Origin of the sequence: Rhodococcus sp. P-2, assembly GCF_016598535.1 — a bacterium.
In the GTDB taxonomy this organism is placed as follows: domain Bacteria; phylum Actinomycetota; class Actinomycetes; order Mycobacteriales; family Mycobacteriaceae; genus Rhodococcus_F; species Rhodococcus_F baikonurensis.
Genome location: NZ_CP066779.1, coordinates 1,207,245 through 1,221,600 on the forward strand (window position 1 = coordinate 1,207,245; position 14,356 = coordinate 1,221,600).

At 64.1% G+C, this 14,356-nt stretch carries 15 protein-coding genes; 3 read left to right on the top strand and 12 right to left on the bottom strand.

Going from position 1 to position 14,356, the window contains the following annotated elements:
• Positions 1-48: 48 nt before the first annotated feature.
• The 5 genes from I7X09_RS05645 to I7X09_RS05665 form a co-directional block, all read right to left on the bottom strand.
• Positions 49-1,611: a uroporphyrinogen-III synthase gene (locus I7X09_RS05645; protein WP_003941969.1), complete on the bottom strand. Its 1,563-nt coding sequence runs from the start codon at positions 1,609-1,611 to the stop codon at positions 49-51.
• 60 nt (positions 1,612-1,671) lie between these two features.
• Complete coding sequence (hemC, locus tag I7X09_RS05650) at positions 1,672-2,646, bottom strand: hydroxymethylbilane synthase (protein ID WP_050656226.1); 975 nt, start codon at positions 2,644-2,646, stop codon at positions 1,672-1,674.
• Positions 2,643-4,004 carry a glutamyl-tRNA reductase gene (locus I7X09_RS05655; RefSeq protein WP_003941867.1) on the bottom strand — a complete coding sequence of 454 codons (1,362 nt, stop codon included), beginning with the start codon at positions 4,002-4,004 and terminating at the stop codon, positions 2,643-2,645. Before I7X09_RS05655 ends, hemC begins: the two co-directional genes overlap by 4 nt.
• Positions 4,001-4,888: a redox-sensing transcriptional repressor Rex gene (locus I7X09_RS05660; RefSeq protein WP_095970377.1), complete on the bottom strand. Its 888-nt coding sequence runs from the start codon at positions 4,886-4,888 to the stop codon at positions 4,001-4,003. Before I7X09_RS05660 ends, I7X09_RS05655 begins: the two co-directional genes overlap by 4 nt.
• 140 nt (positions 4,889-5,028) lie before the next feature.
• On the bottom strand, positions 5,029-5,289 hold the full coding sequence (locus I7X09_RS05665; protein WP_095970481.1) for a glutaredoxin family protein: 261 nt from the start codon (positions 5,287-5,289) through the stop codon (positions 5,029-5,031).
• A 200-nt stretch (positions 5,290-5,489) separates the two neighbouring features.
• Between I7X09_RS05665 and I7X09_RS05670 the strand changes: the two genes are divergently transcribed.
• Positions 5,490-6,485 carry an HAD family hydrolase gene (locus I7X09_RS05670; protein WP_124568188.1) on the top strand — a complete coding sequence of 332 codons (996 nt, stop codon included), beginning with the start codon at positions 5,490-5,492 and terminating at the stop codon, positions 6,483-6,485.
• Between the two features lie 39 nt (positions 6,486-6,524).
• Here the strand turns inward: I7X09_RS05670 and I7X09_RS05675 are convergent, their stop codons facing one another.
• From I7X09_RS05675 to I7X09_RS05705, 7 genes are all read right to left on the bottom strand, one after another.
• A complete protein-coding gene (locus I7X09_RS05675) occupies positions 6,525-7,562 on the bottom strand; it encodes a lysophospholipid acyltransferase family protein (protein ID WP_200315957.1) in 1,038 nt (345 codons plus the stop codon).
• Positions 7,559-8,692: an NAD-dependent epimerase/dehydratase family protein gene (locus tag I7X09_RS05680; protein WP_124568186.1), complete on the bottom strand. Its 1,134-nt coding sequence runs from the start codon at positions 8,690-8,692 to the stop codon at positions 7,559-7,561. The genes I7X09_RS05675 and I7X09_RS05680 overlap by 4 nt, the downstream gene beginning before the upstream one ends.
• A gap of 216 nt (positions 8,693-8,908) precedes the next feature.
• Positions 8,909-9,010, bottom strand: a complete 102-nt coding sequence (locus I7X09_RS05685; protein ID WP_003402602.1) for a 30S ribosomal protein bS22 — start codon at positions 9,008-9,010, stop codon at positions 8,909-8,911.
• Positions 9,011-9,254: 244 nt separating this feature from the next.
• Entirely contained in the window at positions 9,255-9,491 is a 237-nt protein-coding gene (locus tag I7X09_RS05690; protein ID WP_003941845.1) for a helix-turn-helix domain-containing protein, read from the bottom strand.
• 126 nt (positions 9,492-9,617) lie between these two features.
• Positions 9,618-10,433, bottom strand: a complete 816-nt coding sequence (gene proC / locus I7X09_RS05695) for a pyrroline-5-carboxylate reductase (RefSeq protein WP_124568185.1) — start codon at positions 10,431-10,433, stop codon at positions 9,618-9,620.
• Between the two features lie 34 nt (positions 10,434-10,467).
• Positions 10,468-11,313, bottom strand: coding sequence for a thioesterase family protein (locus I7X09_RS05700; protein WP_124568184.1), 846 nt, complete (start codon positions 11,311-11,313; stop codon positions 10,468-10,470).
• Positions 11,313-11,948 carry a MerR family transcriptional regulator gene (locus tag I7X09_RS05705; protein WP_124568183.1) on the bottom strand — a complete coding sequence of 212 codons (636 nt, stop codon included), beginning with the start codon at positions 11,946-11,948 and terminating at the stop codon, positions 11,313-11,315. The genes I7X09_RS05700 and I7X09_RS05705 overlap by 1 nt, the downstream gene beginning before the upstream one ends.
• Before the next feature lie 155 nt (positions 11,949-12,103).
• On the opposite strand from I7X09_RS05705, the gene I7X09_RS05710 reads away from it, so the two are divergent.
• Both I7X09_RS05710 and I7X09_RS05715 read left to right on the top strand, forming a co-directional pair.
• Positions 12,104-12,727, top strand: coding sequence for a TetR/AcrR family transcriptional regulator (locus I7X09_RS05710; RefSeq protein WP_200315959.1), 624 nt, complete (start codon positions 12,104-12,106; stop codon positions 12,725-12,727).
• 159 nt (positions 12,728-12,886) lie between these two features.
• Positions 12,887-14,353 (top strand): wax ester/triacylglycerol synthase domain-containing protein, encoded by a 1,467-nt coding sequence (locus I7X09_RS05715; protein ID WP_200315961.1) that lies wholly within the window; start codon positions 12,887-12,889, stop codon positions 14,351-14,353.
• Positions 14,354-14,356: the final 3 nt, after the last annotated feature.

The following is a 14,356-nucleotide window of genomic DNA, read 5'->3' on the forward strand; positions in this document are numbered from 1 at the left end:
TGTGAGTGGTTGAGGAGTCCACAGACTCCTCAACCACTCACAGGTGCGCTAGCGCCTTCGAGACTTCTTGCGCGGGGGCGGCAAAGCGCCTTCGGCACGCAAGCGAGCTGCGTGCTCGGCGAGAGCCTCCACCAGCGGTCCCACCTGCGAGGTCTCGGGCTGCACGTCGACGCGCAGACCGAACTCGATAGCGGTTTCAGCCGTCTTCGGGCCGATGCACGCGACCAACGTGCGGGCGTGCGGCTTGCCGGCGATGCCGACGAGGTTGCGCACGGTCGAGGACGAGGTGAAGCAGACGGCGTCGAATCCACCGGTCTTGATCATCTCGCGGGTCTCGGCCGGCGGCGGCGCTGCCCGGACGGTGCGGTAGGCGGTGACGTCGTCGATCTCCCAACCACGTTCACGTAGGCCCTCGGCGAGGGTTTCGGTTGCAATGTCCGCGCGCGGCAACAGAACCCGGTTGACCGGATCGAAAACGTCGTCGTACGGGGCGAATTCGGCCAACAGGCCTTCGCTGGACTGCTCACCGGTCGGGATCAGCTCGGGGTTGATACCGAACGAGCGAACCTTGGCAGCGGTTGCTTCGCCGATGCAGGCGATCTTCACACCGGAGAAGGCGCGAGCGTCGAGACCGAACTCCTCGAACTTCTCCCACACTGCGCGAACGGCATTGGTGGAAGTGAAGACGACCCACTGGTAGCGACCGTCGACGAGACCCTTGACCGAACGCTCCATCTGGGCCGGGCTGCGGGGCGGCTCGACGGCGATGGTCGGAACCTCGATCGGGATGGCTCCGTGAGTGACCAGACGGTCGCTCATCTCGCCGGCCTGATCCTTGGTGCGCGGAACGAGGACGGTCCAGCCGTACAGTGCGCGCGATTCCCACCACGACATCTTGTTCCGCTGCGCGACAACCTTGCCGACCGTGACGATGAGCGAGCCCACCAGTTCGGATCCGGCTTCGTTGAGAGTGGCGAGAGTTGCCTCGACGGTTCGCTGCTGACGAGTGGTGCCGCGGACGGTGATGGCAGCGGGCGTCTGCGGAGCCAAGCCGTTCTCGACCAGCGCGCTGGCGGTCTCGGCGAGATGTCCTGACGTTGCATGCAGGACAAGCGGTCCCGGTGCAGCGGCCAGTGCAGCCCAGTCGACTTCACCGCGAACGTCGGCCTCGGTGTGACCCGAGCCGAGCGCCATGCCTGCGTAACTCGGCACAGCCGAACCGGAAGGCAGACCCGGGAGAACCTCGAACTGAACCTGCGTGCGGGCGACTGCGGTGACCTCCGCGATCACGGAATCCGTGGTCAGCGGGTCGCCGGAGACCAGACGCACGACGTCGTGGCCGTTCTTGGCCTCGTGAACCAATGTCTTTGCAACCTCGGCAGGTTCACCGAGTGCCGGACGCACGTCCGCGATCAGCTCGCCGGTCTCCTCGTCGCGGCCCATGTCGATGCCGACGAGCGCGACGACGCCCTTGTCGACGTCCGGATCGGTGAATGCCATTGCGGCGCCGGTGAGGACGTCACGTGCGCGAACGGTGAGCAGGGCGGGGTCGCCCGGTCCCGATCCCACGAACAGGATCCGTCCGGGAGTGTTCTTTCGGACTCGGGTCATCGGTGATTCTCCAGTGCGCTGTATCGAAATGGGAACTTGGTGCAAGTGCAAAGTGGGGCGTCAAACATCGGCTGCCTCGCCTGTAGTCACGTTCATCAACTCACGGGCGCCGAGTTCGAGTAACTCGCGCGCTACCGCTCGGCCGAGTTCCTCGGCCTTGTCCGGCGCACCCACTGCGCCGGTACGGATGACGTCCGAACCGTCGATGGCGGCTGCGCAGCCGCGTACCGACAGTTCGTCGAAGATTCTGCCGTCGTCGTCGAGAGATTCGACGATTTCCGCGATCGCACCGACCGGCGCGGTGCAGCCGGCTTCCAACTCGGCGAGCAGGGCACGCTCGGCAGTGACTGCCGCACGGGTACCGGCGTCGTCGTGCTCGGCCAGGATCGCCGCCAATTCCGTATTGGCAGAAAGGCATTCGACAGCCAGAGCACCCTGGGCCGGAGCGGGGAGCATCTGGACGGGCTCGATGTTCTCGGTGATGAGGTCGAGCAGACCGATCCGGGACAAGCCGGCGCGAGCGAGGATCACGGCGTCGAGTTCACCGGATTCGACCTTGCCCAGACGGCGTTGCAGGTTGCCCCGCAACGGCACGATGTCGAGGCCGAGCCCGAGTGCCTTGAGCTGCGAAACACGGCGGGGCGCCGAGGTTCCCACCTTGGAACCGGCCGGAAGCTCCCCGAGGACCAGACCGTCGCGGGCGACGAGCGCGTCACGCGGATCCTCACGAGGCGGAATCGCAGCAATGACGAAGCGCGGATCCTGAGCGGTCGGCAAGTCCTTGTAGGAATGCACAGCAACGTCGACGCGGTTGTCCAGCAAGGCTTCCCGAAGCTCTGCGGTGAACACTCCGACGCCGATCTTCTGGACGGGATCGGTGGACTGGTCGCCCTTGGTCTTGATGATGACCAACTCGGCGGGATGTCCCGCTGCAATGAGGGCATCGCGCACGGTGCCGGCCTGCGTGGTCGCGAGAAGACTTCCGCGAGTGCCGATCCGCAGCGGGCTCCCCGATCGAGGGGTGGTGACGCTCATGCCTGCAGGTCCCTTCCAGTGCGGTCGCCGTCCACCAGATCGGTGGGTGTGGCCACGGCCGCGGGAGATCCGGGGCTGAGTTCGAAGAGTTCGCGCAGCGCTGCTGCGTAGGAGTCGCCCCCGGGGGCCGACGCCAGTTGCTTGACGCGCACGGTCGGGGCGTGGAGAAGCTTGTCCACGACGCGTCGCACGGTGCGCGCAACCTCGTCGCGCTGCGGATCGTCCAGGCCGGGCAGACGCGAATCGAGACGCATCAGTTCGGCTTCGACGACGTCGGCGGCGCGCTGACGCAAAGCCGTCACGGTCGGAGTGACCTCGGCGAGGCGTTGTCCGGCAAGGTAGGTCGCAAGTTCGCCGGCGACGATGGTGCGTGCGGCATCTGCGTCGGACGCGGCTGCGCCTGCCGCCGGATCACGCTGCAGCGTCTCCATGTCGAGAACGGTGACACCCGGCAGGCCGGCGACGGCGGGATCGATGTCGCGCGGCAGCCCGAGGTCGCAGATGACCAGGTGCTTGGTGTTGTCGCGATCGGGCTCGGCGAGTGCGCGGTGCACATCCGCCAGGGTGACCACTGCCCCGACCGCGCCGGTACAGGTGACCATGACATCTGCCTGCGCCATCGCGGCCGAAAGCTGGTCGAAGGCAACACCGTCGGCGTCGACGCCGTTGGATCGTGCCGTCTCGGCGAGGTGCTCGGCGCGTTCCTGGGTCCGGTTGACGACGACGATGCGTGCGATTCCGGCGCGGGTGAGATGCGCAACCGACAGACCGCCCATCGAACCTGCCCCGACGACCACGGCGGTGCGGCCGACCAGGCCGCCCTCGCCGATGATGCCGGCTGCACGATCGAGAGCCACGGACACGACAGATGCTCCGGCGGAGTCGATTCCGGTTTCGGAATGCACTCGCTTGCCGACGCGCAATGCCTGCTGAGCCAGTTCGTGGACGACGCGTCCGGCGGCCTGTTGCGCGTCCGAAGATGCGTAGGCCGAACGGATCTGGCCGAGAATCTGCTGTTCGCCGATCACCATCGAGTCGAGGCCACTGGCCACGGCGAAGAGATGTTCGACCGCTGCTTCGCTGTAGCGGACGTACGCGTGAGCGTGCAGCGCCGTCAGATCGAGACCCGAATGGTCGGCCAGGATTTCACCGACCTCGGTGAGTGCACCGTGGAACGCGTCCACCACCGCGTAGACCTCCACCCGGTTGCAGGTGGAGACGATCATCGCTTCGGAGATGTGCGAAGACGCCAGAAGCTTGTCGATCAGCTTCGGACGATCGGTGTCGGTAACAGCCACTCGCTCGAGCACCGGGACGGGCGCGGTTCGATGCGAGACCCCGACAAGCAGAACACTCACGGCGCGATCACTGATCCGTTTCTTGTCGAACCTGCTCCGACCGGAGCGGGTGAACTGGTGGATGGGACTGACGAAGCGGATGCGGCGTGAGCCACGCGTACTCGCGGCGCACTGGATGCCTGATCGGCATTGCGTGCGCTGTTGAAGGAAAGAACCTGCATCTCGACGGCAAGATCTACGCGTCGCAGTTCCACGTGATCGGGAACGTCGAGGGCGATCGGCGAGAAACTCATGATGCAACGCAACCCGGCGCTGACGAACTGGTCGCACACGCCCTGTGCTGCCTCGTCCGGGGTGGAGATGACGCCGATGGTCGCGTTCAGTTCGCGGCAGGCGACGGTCAGTTCCTCGGTGCTACGCACGACGAGGTCGCCGACTCGGCTTCCGATTCGATCTGCGTCACTGTCGAAGAGTCCGACCATCTCGAAACCTCGGCGACTGAATCCGCCGTAACCGACAAGCGCCTTGCCGAGATTTCCGACTCCGACGAGAACGACCTTGTGCCCGCGATCGAGTCCGAGTGCACGCTCGATGCGAATGCGGAGCCTGTTGACGTCGTACCCGACACCCCGGACGCCGTTGGGTCCGAGGAACGAGAGATCCTTGCGCAATTTCGCTGATCCGACGCCCGACGCCTGGGCGAGCTCCTCGCTCGAGACGATGGAGGTACCGCGATCGGACATCACTCCGAGGACCCGCAGGTATGCGGCCAAGCGCGTCACCGTAGCCTGGGGGATGACGCGATCCTGAGTGATCGAGTCGGTAACCGAGGCGCTGGCAGCGTCGGTGACGGAAGAGCCCGCAGCGCCGGTGACGCGCTGAGCCACAGGCTCATGCGTCTGGTGCGGTTCGGTCACGTCGCTGGCTCCTCGTCCGGTCGACACGACTGTCGACCTCCACGATGCTCCGGGGGAATGTTCACACCACGGTAACCGCTTGTGAACCCATGCACAAAGTTGCTCGAGACGGGTTCGATGTGCCGTTCACCTGCAAAGCGGCTCCGCGGACAACTTTGAGGGTTGCCTTACTTGCGTAAATCGTCACGAAGGCGCTCTTCGTCAACTTCCCAATAACCGTGCTCGCGTCCGTCGAGAAGAATCACCGGCAACCGGTCTCCGTATTCCGCTCTCAGCTCCGGATCCGTCGCAGCAGCTTCGTCCACGTCGATGCACGTCAATTCGAGCTGGAACTCGGAACAGACCCGTCGTAGTACCTCCGCCGCGCCGACACAGGACGCGCATCCTGCGCGTGTCAACAGGGTTACTTCATGCGTAGCTGTAGTCATCGACGCATACCTTTCTTCTACTGGGACGCCATCTACTTGATCGGTCGAGTGTGCCTCCGGAGCCCCACTCGGTACCAAATCAGCGGAGAGGAACGTCACACACCACAGGGAAGGTCGCCATCCAACCCATCGGGCCTCACCGCGGAGGATAGGCTGACTCGAAGAGTTCTCTGCTCGAGAGTGCAACACGGGAGGTGCGGGTGCCTGCGCGATCACTACCGAACGGCTCCGGATTCGGATCAGGGCTGGCCGGGGTCATTCTCCCCGGACGTCGACATGTGAAGAATCCGCTGGGCCCGAGTGAGTCGGAAGTTCGAGCCAATCTCGCCGGCGAGGCGAGCGCTGACGCAGCTCTGGCATTGCACGAAGCTGCCAATCCCTCCGAACCGGAAACCGGCGAAGAGCCCCCGGCCGTTCCGCGCGACCTCACGGCCGCCGCATTCTTCGACGTCGACAACACCATGGTGCAGGGTGCCTCGATCATCCACTTCGCCCGTGGTCTCGCCGCACGCAAGTATCTCAAGACCTCGGATCTGGTGGATTTCGCGTGGAAGCAGATCAAGTTCCGAGTCACCGGCCGAGAAAGCAGTGACGACGTCGCGGAAGGCCGCGAGAAAGCACTGTCCTTCGTGGCCGGTCGATCCACCGCCGAACTCGCCCGCCTCGGCGAGGAGATCTACGACGAGGTCATCGCCGACAAGATCTGGCCAGGCACGAGGGCGTTGGCCCAGATGCACCTCGATGCCGGGCAACAGGTGTGGTTGGTGACGGCCACTCCGGTCGAACTGGCTCAGGTGATCGCCGAGAAACTCGGACTGACCGGTGCACTGGGCACCGTCGCCGAGAGTGAGGACGGCGTCTTCACCGGTCGACTCGTCGGTGACATCCTGCACGGCATGGGCAAGGCGCACGCCGTGCGGACGTTGGCGGTGCGTGAAGGACTCAATCTCAAGCGCTGTTCCGCCTACTCGGACAGCCACAACGACGTACCGATGCTCTCGCTGGTGGGAACGCCGGTGGCGATCAATCCCGACGCGGATCTTCGTGAACTCGCCAAGAACCGCGGCTGGGAAGTTCGCGATTTTCGCACCGGACGAAAGGCCGCCAAGATCGGCGTGCCGACGGCACTGGTGCTCGGGGCGGTCGGCGGTGCGCTCGCGGCAATTCTCGCCCGGCGCAAAGAACAGAACGCCTGAGCGGGTTCGGTCCGGATCGATTCTCGCTCCGGACCGAACTCAGCCGAGAAAGACGTTGCGCCGCTTGGCCAGCAACCGATACAGCGTCTGCTGAATCGTTTCCCGAACGTGGTCCGTGACCTCGAACAGGACCATCGGATCGTCGGCGGCACCGCTCTCGAACGTGTCGGTGACGATGGGCTTTCCGAATTCGATGTACCACTTCGACGGCAACGGCACCAGGCCGAGCGGCCCGAAGTGCGGAAACAGTGGCGTCACCGGGAAATACGGAAGACCGAGAACTCGTGCGAGAGTGGTCAGATCACCGATCTTGGGATAGATCTCCTCCGAACCCACGATCGAGCACGGAATGATCGGGACGCCGGTACGCATCGCGGCCGACACGAATCCACCACGCCCGAACCGCTGCAACTTGTACCGCTCACTGAACGGTTTCCCGATGCCCTTGAATCCTTCCGGGAACACGGCGGCGACTTCACCGTCGTTGAGCAGACGCTCGGCGTCGGGGTTGCACGCGAGCGTGTGACCGGCCTTGCGCGCCAGTCCGCCCACCACCGGCATCTCGAATGCCATGTCCGCAGCCAGCATTCGCAGTGGACGATGCGCCGGATGATGATCGTGCACGGCAACCGACGTCATCAGTCCGTCGATCGGGATCACACCGGCGTGATTGGCGACCACCAGCGCTCCCCCGGTGAGGGGAATGTTCTCGATCCCACTGACCTCGACGCGAAACCATTTCTCGAACAACGGCCGCAACATCGGCATGACGACGTTGTCCGCGAAATGCGGGTCGAATCCGAACTCGTCGACCTCGTAGTCGCCGGAGACCCGACGTCGGAAGAATTCTGCTGCCGAGGCGATCTGGTCGACGAGCGCAGACCGGGCCGCATCGACGAGCGTGTTCTCGCCGCCGTGGTCGGCTGCCGACGACGCTCCGGACGGATGCCGACGCTCACTTTGTTCACGGATGTCACGCTCCGCGCCGGTGACGGACTCACGCGAACGAGAAGTTGCCGACTTTCCGGCGTGAGTTGCGCTGGGCCGCAGGGGAATTACTTTCGCCACGTCAGTCACCCCTTCACCGCACTTCGTCCCGACAACGGCATGTGCATCACGTCTGCACTTGCTGTCGCCGCCGCGGAGTCACCGCCGAGGATGGTGGTCAACGCATTCTCCGCCCGATCGATCCACTCGGACTTGATGATCCGGCGGGTCTGCGTCGCGCGCATGAAATCGTCGAGTGCTTGCATGGTGGTCCATCGCGGCTCGAACCCCAGTTCGCTGCGCATGCGAGTGGTGTCGAGTCCGCAGCCGAATCGGAAGTACTCGAGTTGCTCGTCGGTGTAGAGCCTCATGGACGATCCCACCAATGCGCTCCCGACGCTGCGGAACAGAGCGAGCGGCATGGGAACTTCCACGCGTCCTGCCCGGCGGATCGCCTGCGACATCATCACCACTCCGTCGCCGGCGATGTTGTACGTACCCGAGGCGTGGCCGATGGTCGCCTTCTCCAACGCTGCGAGCGCATCCTCGACGTGGAGCAATTGCAGGCGCGCGTTGCGGCCGACGATGGTCGGCACGAGCGGGGCGGTGACGTAGTGGCCGACGGTCGCAGTCAGCTGAGGTCCGATCAACGGCGCCAACCGCAAAATCCCGACCGAGATGTCCGGGCGCCGACGCCCCATTCCGCGAAGGTATCCCTCGATCTCGAGACTGTCGCGGGCATATCCGCCCGGCGGCCGGCGGCGCGCACTCATTTCTTCGGTGAACTGAGCGGGATCCTTCGCACTGCACCCGTAGACGACCGAAGCCGAGCGCAGGACCACCTTGCGAACCGTCGGAGCTTTCTGGCAGACCGCGAACAGTTGCATGGCGCCGATGACGTTCATGTCCTTCATCGCGGCGCGGCTGCCGGCTTTGGGGGCTTTCTGAAGCGTCGACGCGTGCACGACGGTGTCGACCTCGGCGTTTCGGATCACTTTGCCGATCAGCGGATTGCGGATGTCTGCTCGCACGAATTCCGCGCGGCCCATCCTGCGCATCATGTCCTTGCTCGGACTGACGGCGTCGACGGCGATGACACGCTCGATCGACGGATTCTGCGCAAGCCTGGTCACCAGGTACCCGCCGAGGAATCTGCTCGCCCCGGTCACCAGTACGACGCGAGGCGTCGTGCCCCCTGAAGTGTTGTCACCTTCAACCACCAAGTACCCCCATATCCAGTAGAAACGCGCTCTGCCGAAGCGTCCCTCCCGCGATTTTCCCCCACTTTACGGGCAGAGGGGGTCCCGCGCTGACTACCCAAAATTCGGCCATTCAAGACAAACCGCCCAGCCGATGAGACGCGGCACACATCGCTTCCCCCGAATATGCTGATGCCCGCCACCCCGGAAGGGGCGGCGGGCATCAACAGGTACTGCTTATTTACCGAGTTTCCTGCGCTGTACTCGGGTACGACGAAGCAGCTTGCGGTGCTTCTTCTTCGACATGCGCTTGCGACGCTTCTTGATCACTGAACCCATAGCGGGTGTCCCTCACGTTCTTCTCTAGCGTTCCTGCGCACGCCGGTCACGTACGCCTGCGCCAAGCAATTGGCGCCTGGCCCTCGTTTTAACTAGCTCAGCGCCTTACGACACCAGCTTGCTGGTACGACAGTGACTCATCGTACCGGTGTGGAGTCACTCGGCATAAACCGAGCCTCCGGCACAGCAACCGCTGTGCCCGCGACTCGGCTCACGCCGAGGTCATCCTCCTCGAACCGGCTGGTCAGCCGGCATCGAAGTACGAGGTTTCGAGGTAATCGTGCACTGCCTTCGCATGTACACGGAACGAACGACCCACTCGTACAGCGGGCAATTCGCCACTGTGTACCAACCGGTACACAGTCATTTTCGACACCCTCATCAAAGTTGCTACCTCAGCAACAGTGAGGAATTGCGTGCCGGCCACTGCCGGCTTTCCGTCGTGGGACGAACCCATGGACGGCTTGTTTGCAGACACCATTAATCCACATACCTCCAGCACGACTCGCGCCGCCGGCTTCCCCTCCGGCGGAACAGACACGTACGTACTAAGTCGAGCTTAGCTGTACTGGTGGGGTTAAAGCGACGGGTGTGGCTAAACGGACGACTATTCCGCAGCTGCACCCATCGCGGCCGAACGCGACTTCGCGGCATCCAAGGCATCGAAGAACGCCGTCCGCAGGCCGCCCGCTTCGAGCTGACGCAGTGCTGCAGCCGTCGTTCCGCCCGGTGACGTCACCGCGGCGCGAAGATCCGTCGCACTGTCGCCGGTGCGATCGAGCATCGCTGCGGAACCGACCATCGTCTGCACCACCAATTCGGTGGCGACCGGGCGTGTCAGGCCGAGACCGACTCCCGCGTCGATCATCGCTTCGGCAACGAGGAAGAAGTAGGCCGGGCCGGAACCGGAGACAGCAGTGACCGCGTCGATCTGCGATTCGGGAACCGTCACCACCTTGCCGACGCTGCCGAGGATGCCGCGTACGAGCTCGAGATGCTCGGCCTTGACGTGGCGTCCGGGTGACAGGACGCTCACGCCCTCTCCCACCAACATGGGGGTGTTCGGCATGACCCGGACGACCGGAAAGCCTGCGGGCAGACGAGTTTCGAAGAACCCGGTGGGGATTCCCGCCGCGAGAGAAACGATCAGCTGCTCGAGGTCACCGTCCAGATCGACCTTCGTCAACGCGGTGAGGGCTGATTCGACGTCGTTCGGCTTGACCGCGATGACGATGACGTCTGCACCCTCGGCTGCGTCCGCGACCGAACTGACTCGAATCGAGTATTCGGCAATCAATTCGTCTGCGCGAGGCTGATACTGCTCCGCGACAACCAGATCCTTGATGGCGTGGCCGGCCTGCAACAGCCCGGAAATCAGCGCCTCGCCGATCTTGCCGCCACCGATAATCGCAATTCTTGTCATGGCGAACAGCCTGCCACGACCGCAGCGATCGACCCTAGCGGGGCATCATCGCCAATTGACGACTCTGTACGACGACTGCGCCCGCCGAATCGAGAACAGCATGATCCTCTTCGAACCACGTGCTGCCCAGAACATCCGAGCTTGCCCGCACGCGAAGCCATCCCGGCGTCGGTAGTCGGCGCAGGTACGTCGTCAACTGCACGGTCGGCGCCCACCCGAACAGGCCACGGTTCATCGTCACCGGCGCGCTGATGTCACCGGCCATGATCGCGAACAGCACGGCGGTGTCGAGGTCGTTTTCGTCCTCGGGTCGAGGACGAACCCACATCCTGACCTCGGCCTCGCCTTGGCTCCCGGTGAGGAAGTGCGCCGAGGTGGTGTCGATCCTCATGTCGCAGCCCTGCCCGACGTGCACGACCTGCGCCATCGGGTGATCGCCGATGACTGCCACCGCACTCTCCGGCGGTTCCGGTGACATGTCGTCGATCGACGAGGCCGTGACGAAGGTGGGATCGCCGTCATCGGGGAATCCGAGCGTGACCGCCGCGCGAACAGCGCTGCGGCCCGCCTGGCTCAACTCGACGTCGAACAACGCGACCTGGCGTCCCTGCTTTCGGACGATCACCTCCAGTTCGACTTCACCCGGATCGGGCGCTGACAGATAGTTGGCGCTCACCGCGAGTGGCTGCATCTTCACCAGCGAGTCGTTCTCACCTGCGCCGTCTCGCAGACATTGACGCGCGGCAGCGGCGCACACAGCCATCATGGAGCCGCCGTGCACTTTCGGCCCGATGGTCCAGATCGGATCGATCGTTGCGGTGTATCGCCCGTCGCCGAGCGAGGTGAGGCGATTGAGATCTTGAAAGGGGCTGGTGCTCATCAATTTTCCTGTTCGGTGCTGTCTCGGTGTTGCGAGAAATGTCGTGCGGCCAAGTCTTGGTGCGCCAAGCGTCGTAAAGCTGTCAGAACGGGTTCGTACATGGCGGTTCCGAGGACGGCATATCGGATGCCGTCCTCCGTCGTGCTGGTGGGCATCAGCTCGATTTCCACCTCGGCAATCCCTCGGATGTGGTCACCGTAAGCCTGCAAGCGCTCGTCCGAGAGACTCAGTCCTGCGTCCTCGAGGCCGATCAGTGCCCGCTCGAGGTGAGCGACCGCCACGTACCTCGGCTCGAAGACTTGACCGAGAAACTCCAGAACCTTGCGAGCTCTGGGGAACTCTGGATCCGGTTCAGGTTCGACGTACGGCGGTAGTTGCGCGATTGCGCGGCCGAACGTCTCGAATTCGGATCGCTCGTCACTGTCCACCAGTTCGAGCACCGCGCGAATCCTCGGAATCGCGAGTCCCGCCCCGGCCAGGGCTCTGATCAACGCGAGTCGCCGCACGTGCTGTTCGCCGTACCTCGCTCCCGTTGCGCTGGTCGGCTCACCAGGCATCAGCAGACCTTCACGGAGGTAGTACTTGATCGTGGCCAGCGCGACACCGGACTGCGCGGCCAGTTCGGAAACCTTCACCGCTCCTCCGTCCATCCGATTCGCTTCGGCCTACTACTGGATAGTGATGCTATCCAATGGCGGCCGAGCCCCGATGAGGAGGACGTGCCTTGCGCTAGGGTTGAACCCTCTTTGCGCACACCACCAGAAATTTCCGAACGGAGCGAACAGGCGGAATGACGGATTTGCAGTCGGAGGCTCAGCCCGACGAACAGTGGCGCATCGTCGAACCACTGACGCTGACTCCCCTGCTCACCGCCGCACTCGAGGTCTTCCACGAACTCGGTTACCACGGAGCGTCGGTTCGTGACATCGCAAAACGCGCCGGCGTCACCGTGCCGACGCTGTATTACCACCACGGCAACAAACAGGGCATCCTCGTCGCGCTGATGGAACCGGGCATCGAGAACGTCACCGCACGCGCGAGCGCTGCGGTCGACGCTGCCGGACCGTCGCCGACGGCACAGTTCGGCAATCTCATCGAGGCGTGTGTTCTGCACATGACCAGTCGCTCCGACATAGCCTTCCTCGATTCCGAACTGCGGTACCTCGAGGAAGCGGAACGAAAGAGCTACGCCGCCAAACGAAAGAAGCTCGAGAACCTACTCGTCGACGTGCTGACGGCAGGCGTCCAGAGCGGTGAGTTCACGGTCCCCGACATCACCGGAACGGGCCGCGCACTGCTGGGCATGTGTCAGTCCGTCGTCCTCTGGTATCGACTCGACGGACCGCAGACTCCGCGCGAAGTCAGTGTTCTCTATCGCGAGATAGGGCTGAAAGCCGTCGGTGTCACTGCGTGAGCGCTGGTCGAATTTCCAGTCATGTCCGATTAGCCCTTAACTGACGAACGTCACACCTGTCGGCTGACACCGAAACCGGGACGCGCCCACGGTCACGGGTCCACACTGAGAAGCAGAGATGCGCGGGGTGGATCCGCAGACCGAGGGAGTTCTTGACGTATGGCCAACAGCAATCCATTTGTTCCTCCGAGCGCGGTCGACGTCGACCTTTCCGCGGTTGCCTGGGGGGCGAACCGCACGATGTCCGACTTCGAGACGGGAATGTGGCGGATGGAAGAGGCGCAGCCGCAACTGCGCTCACCGATCGTTGCGGTCGAGGTTCTCGATCGTGCCCCGGATTGGGACCGGCTGCTCGACGCGGTCGAGTGGGCATCGCACGTGGTTCCGCGTATTCGTATGCGCGCGGTGGAACCGGCGATGCAACTGGGCAATCCGGTGTGGTCGGTTGATCCCGAGTTCGACATCGGCTACCACCTACGACGCGTCCGCTTGCCCGCGCCGGCGGACTTCGATCACGCGCTGCGCATGTGTCGTCACCTTGCGACCGAACCTTTCGACAAGGCTCGACCGCCGTGGAGCGCGCTGCTCATCGAAGGTCTCGACGACGGTCGTGCCGTGTTCGTGGTCAAGACTCACCACTCCATCACCGACGGCATGGGCGGCATCCAGATGATGACGCTCCTGCACAGCCGTCGCCCGGACCCCACCCCGAACAAGCCCGACCGCACGCCGCCTGCTCCTGAGCACCTGTCGTCGGTAGGCGCCTTCGGCGAGGAGGTCGTCAGCGAGATCCGGCGTGCGCCCTCCCGTATCGCCAAGCTGGTCCGCGGCGCCACCAATGTTGCGACCACGGCGATCTCGAGTCCGTTCAGCACCGCTTCCGAGGTCCTCGGCTACGCCAATTCACTCCGCAAGATCGTCACTCCCCCAGCTCGTTCCGGTTCCCCTCTTCTCCACGATCGTGGTCTCGGACGGTGGTTCGGAACTCTCGAAGTGGGTGTTCCCGAACTCAAGGCCGGAGCGAAGGCTGCCGGTGGTTCACTCAACGACGCCTACGTCGCCGCCCTGCTCGGCGGTTTCCGTCGCTACCACGAGTCGTTCGGACAATCCGTCGAGAGCATCCCGATGGGTATGCCCATCAGCATGCGCACCGGCGCGGACGCCAACGGCGGCAACCGGTTTGCAGCCGTTCGCTTCAACGGTCCGGTCGCCGAGACGGATCCCGCCAAACGCATCAGGCAGGTGCGGGAAATCGTTCTGGGTCTGCGTGAGGAACCGGCGTTGGACGCTCTCGACGTCGCCGCCCCGTTCCTCGCCCGCCTGCCGAATTATCTACTCGCGAACTGGTATCTGTCCCAGTCGACAGGACTGGACCTGCAGGCGAGCAATGTCGCCGGCGTACCGGTACCGGTGTATCTCGCCGGAGCGAAGATCGAACGGATGTTCCCGTTCGGCCCGGCCCCCGGTTGCGCGGCAATGGCAACGCTGGTCTCCCACGTCGGAGTGTGCTGCATCGGAATCAATCTCGACACCGCCGCGGTCACGAAGCCCGCACTGCTCATGCAGTGCTTGCAGGAGAGCCTCGACGAGATCGTGGCTCTCGGAGTCACAACGGAAGGTGCGTGAGTC

Bases quoted from the DNA above. Each gene is read 5' to 3' on its own strand.
- I7X09_RS05710 (WP_200315959.1), top strand. From the start codon at position 12,104: ATGACGGATTTGCAGTCGGAGGCTCAGCCCGACGAACAGTGGCGCATC.
- hemC (WP_050656226.1), bottom strand. From the start codon at position 2,646: ATGAGCGTCACCACCCCTCGATCGGGGAGCCCGCTGCGGATCGGCACT.
- I7X09_RS05715 (WP_200315961.1), top strand. From the start codon at position 12,887: ATGGCCAACAGCAATCCATTTGTTCCTCCGAGCGCGGTCGACGTCGAC.
- proC (WP_124568185.1), bottom strand. From the start codon at position 10,433: ATGACAAGAATTGCGATTATCGGTGGCGGCAAGATCGGCGAGGCGCTG.
- I7X09_RS05700 (WP_124568184.1), bottom strand. From the start codon at position 11,313: ATGAGCACCAGCCCCTTTCAAGATCTCAATCGCCTCACCTCGCTCGGC.
- I7X09_RS05665 (WP_095970481.1), bottom strand. From the start codon at position 5,289: ATGACTACAGCTACGCATGAAGTAACCCTGTTGACACGCGCAGGATGC.
- I7X09_RS05685 (WP_003402602.1), bottom strand. From the start codon at position 9,010: ATGGGTTCAGTGATCAAGAAGCGTCGCAAGCGCATGTCGAAGAAGAAG.
- I7X09_RS05645 (WP_003941969.1), bottom strand. From the start codon at position 1,611: ATGACCCGAGTCCGAAAGAACACTCCCGGACGGATCCTGTTCGTGGGA.
- I7X09_RS05690 (WP_003941845.1), bottom strand. From the start codon at position 9,491: ATGGTGTCTGCAAACAAGCCGTCCATGGGTTCGTCCCACGACGGAAAG.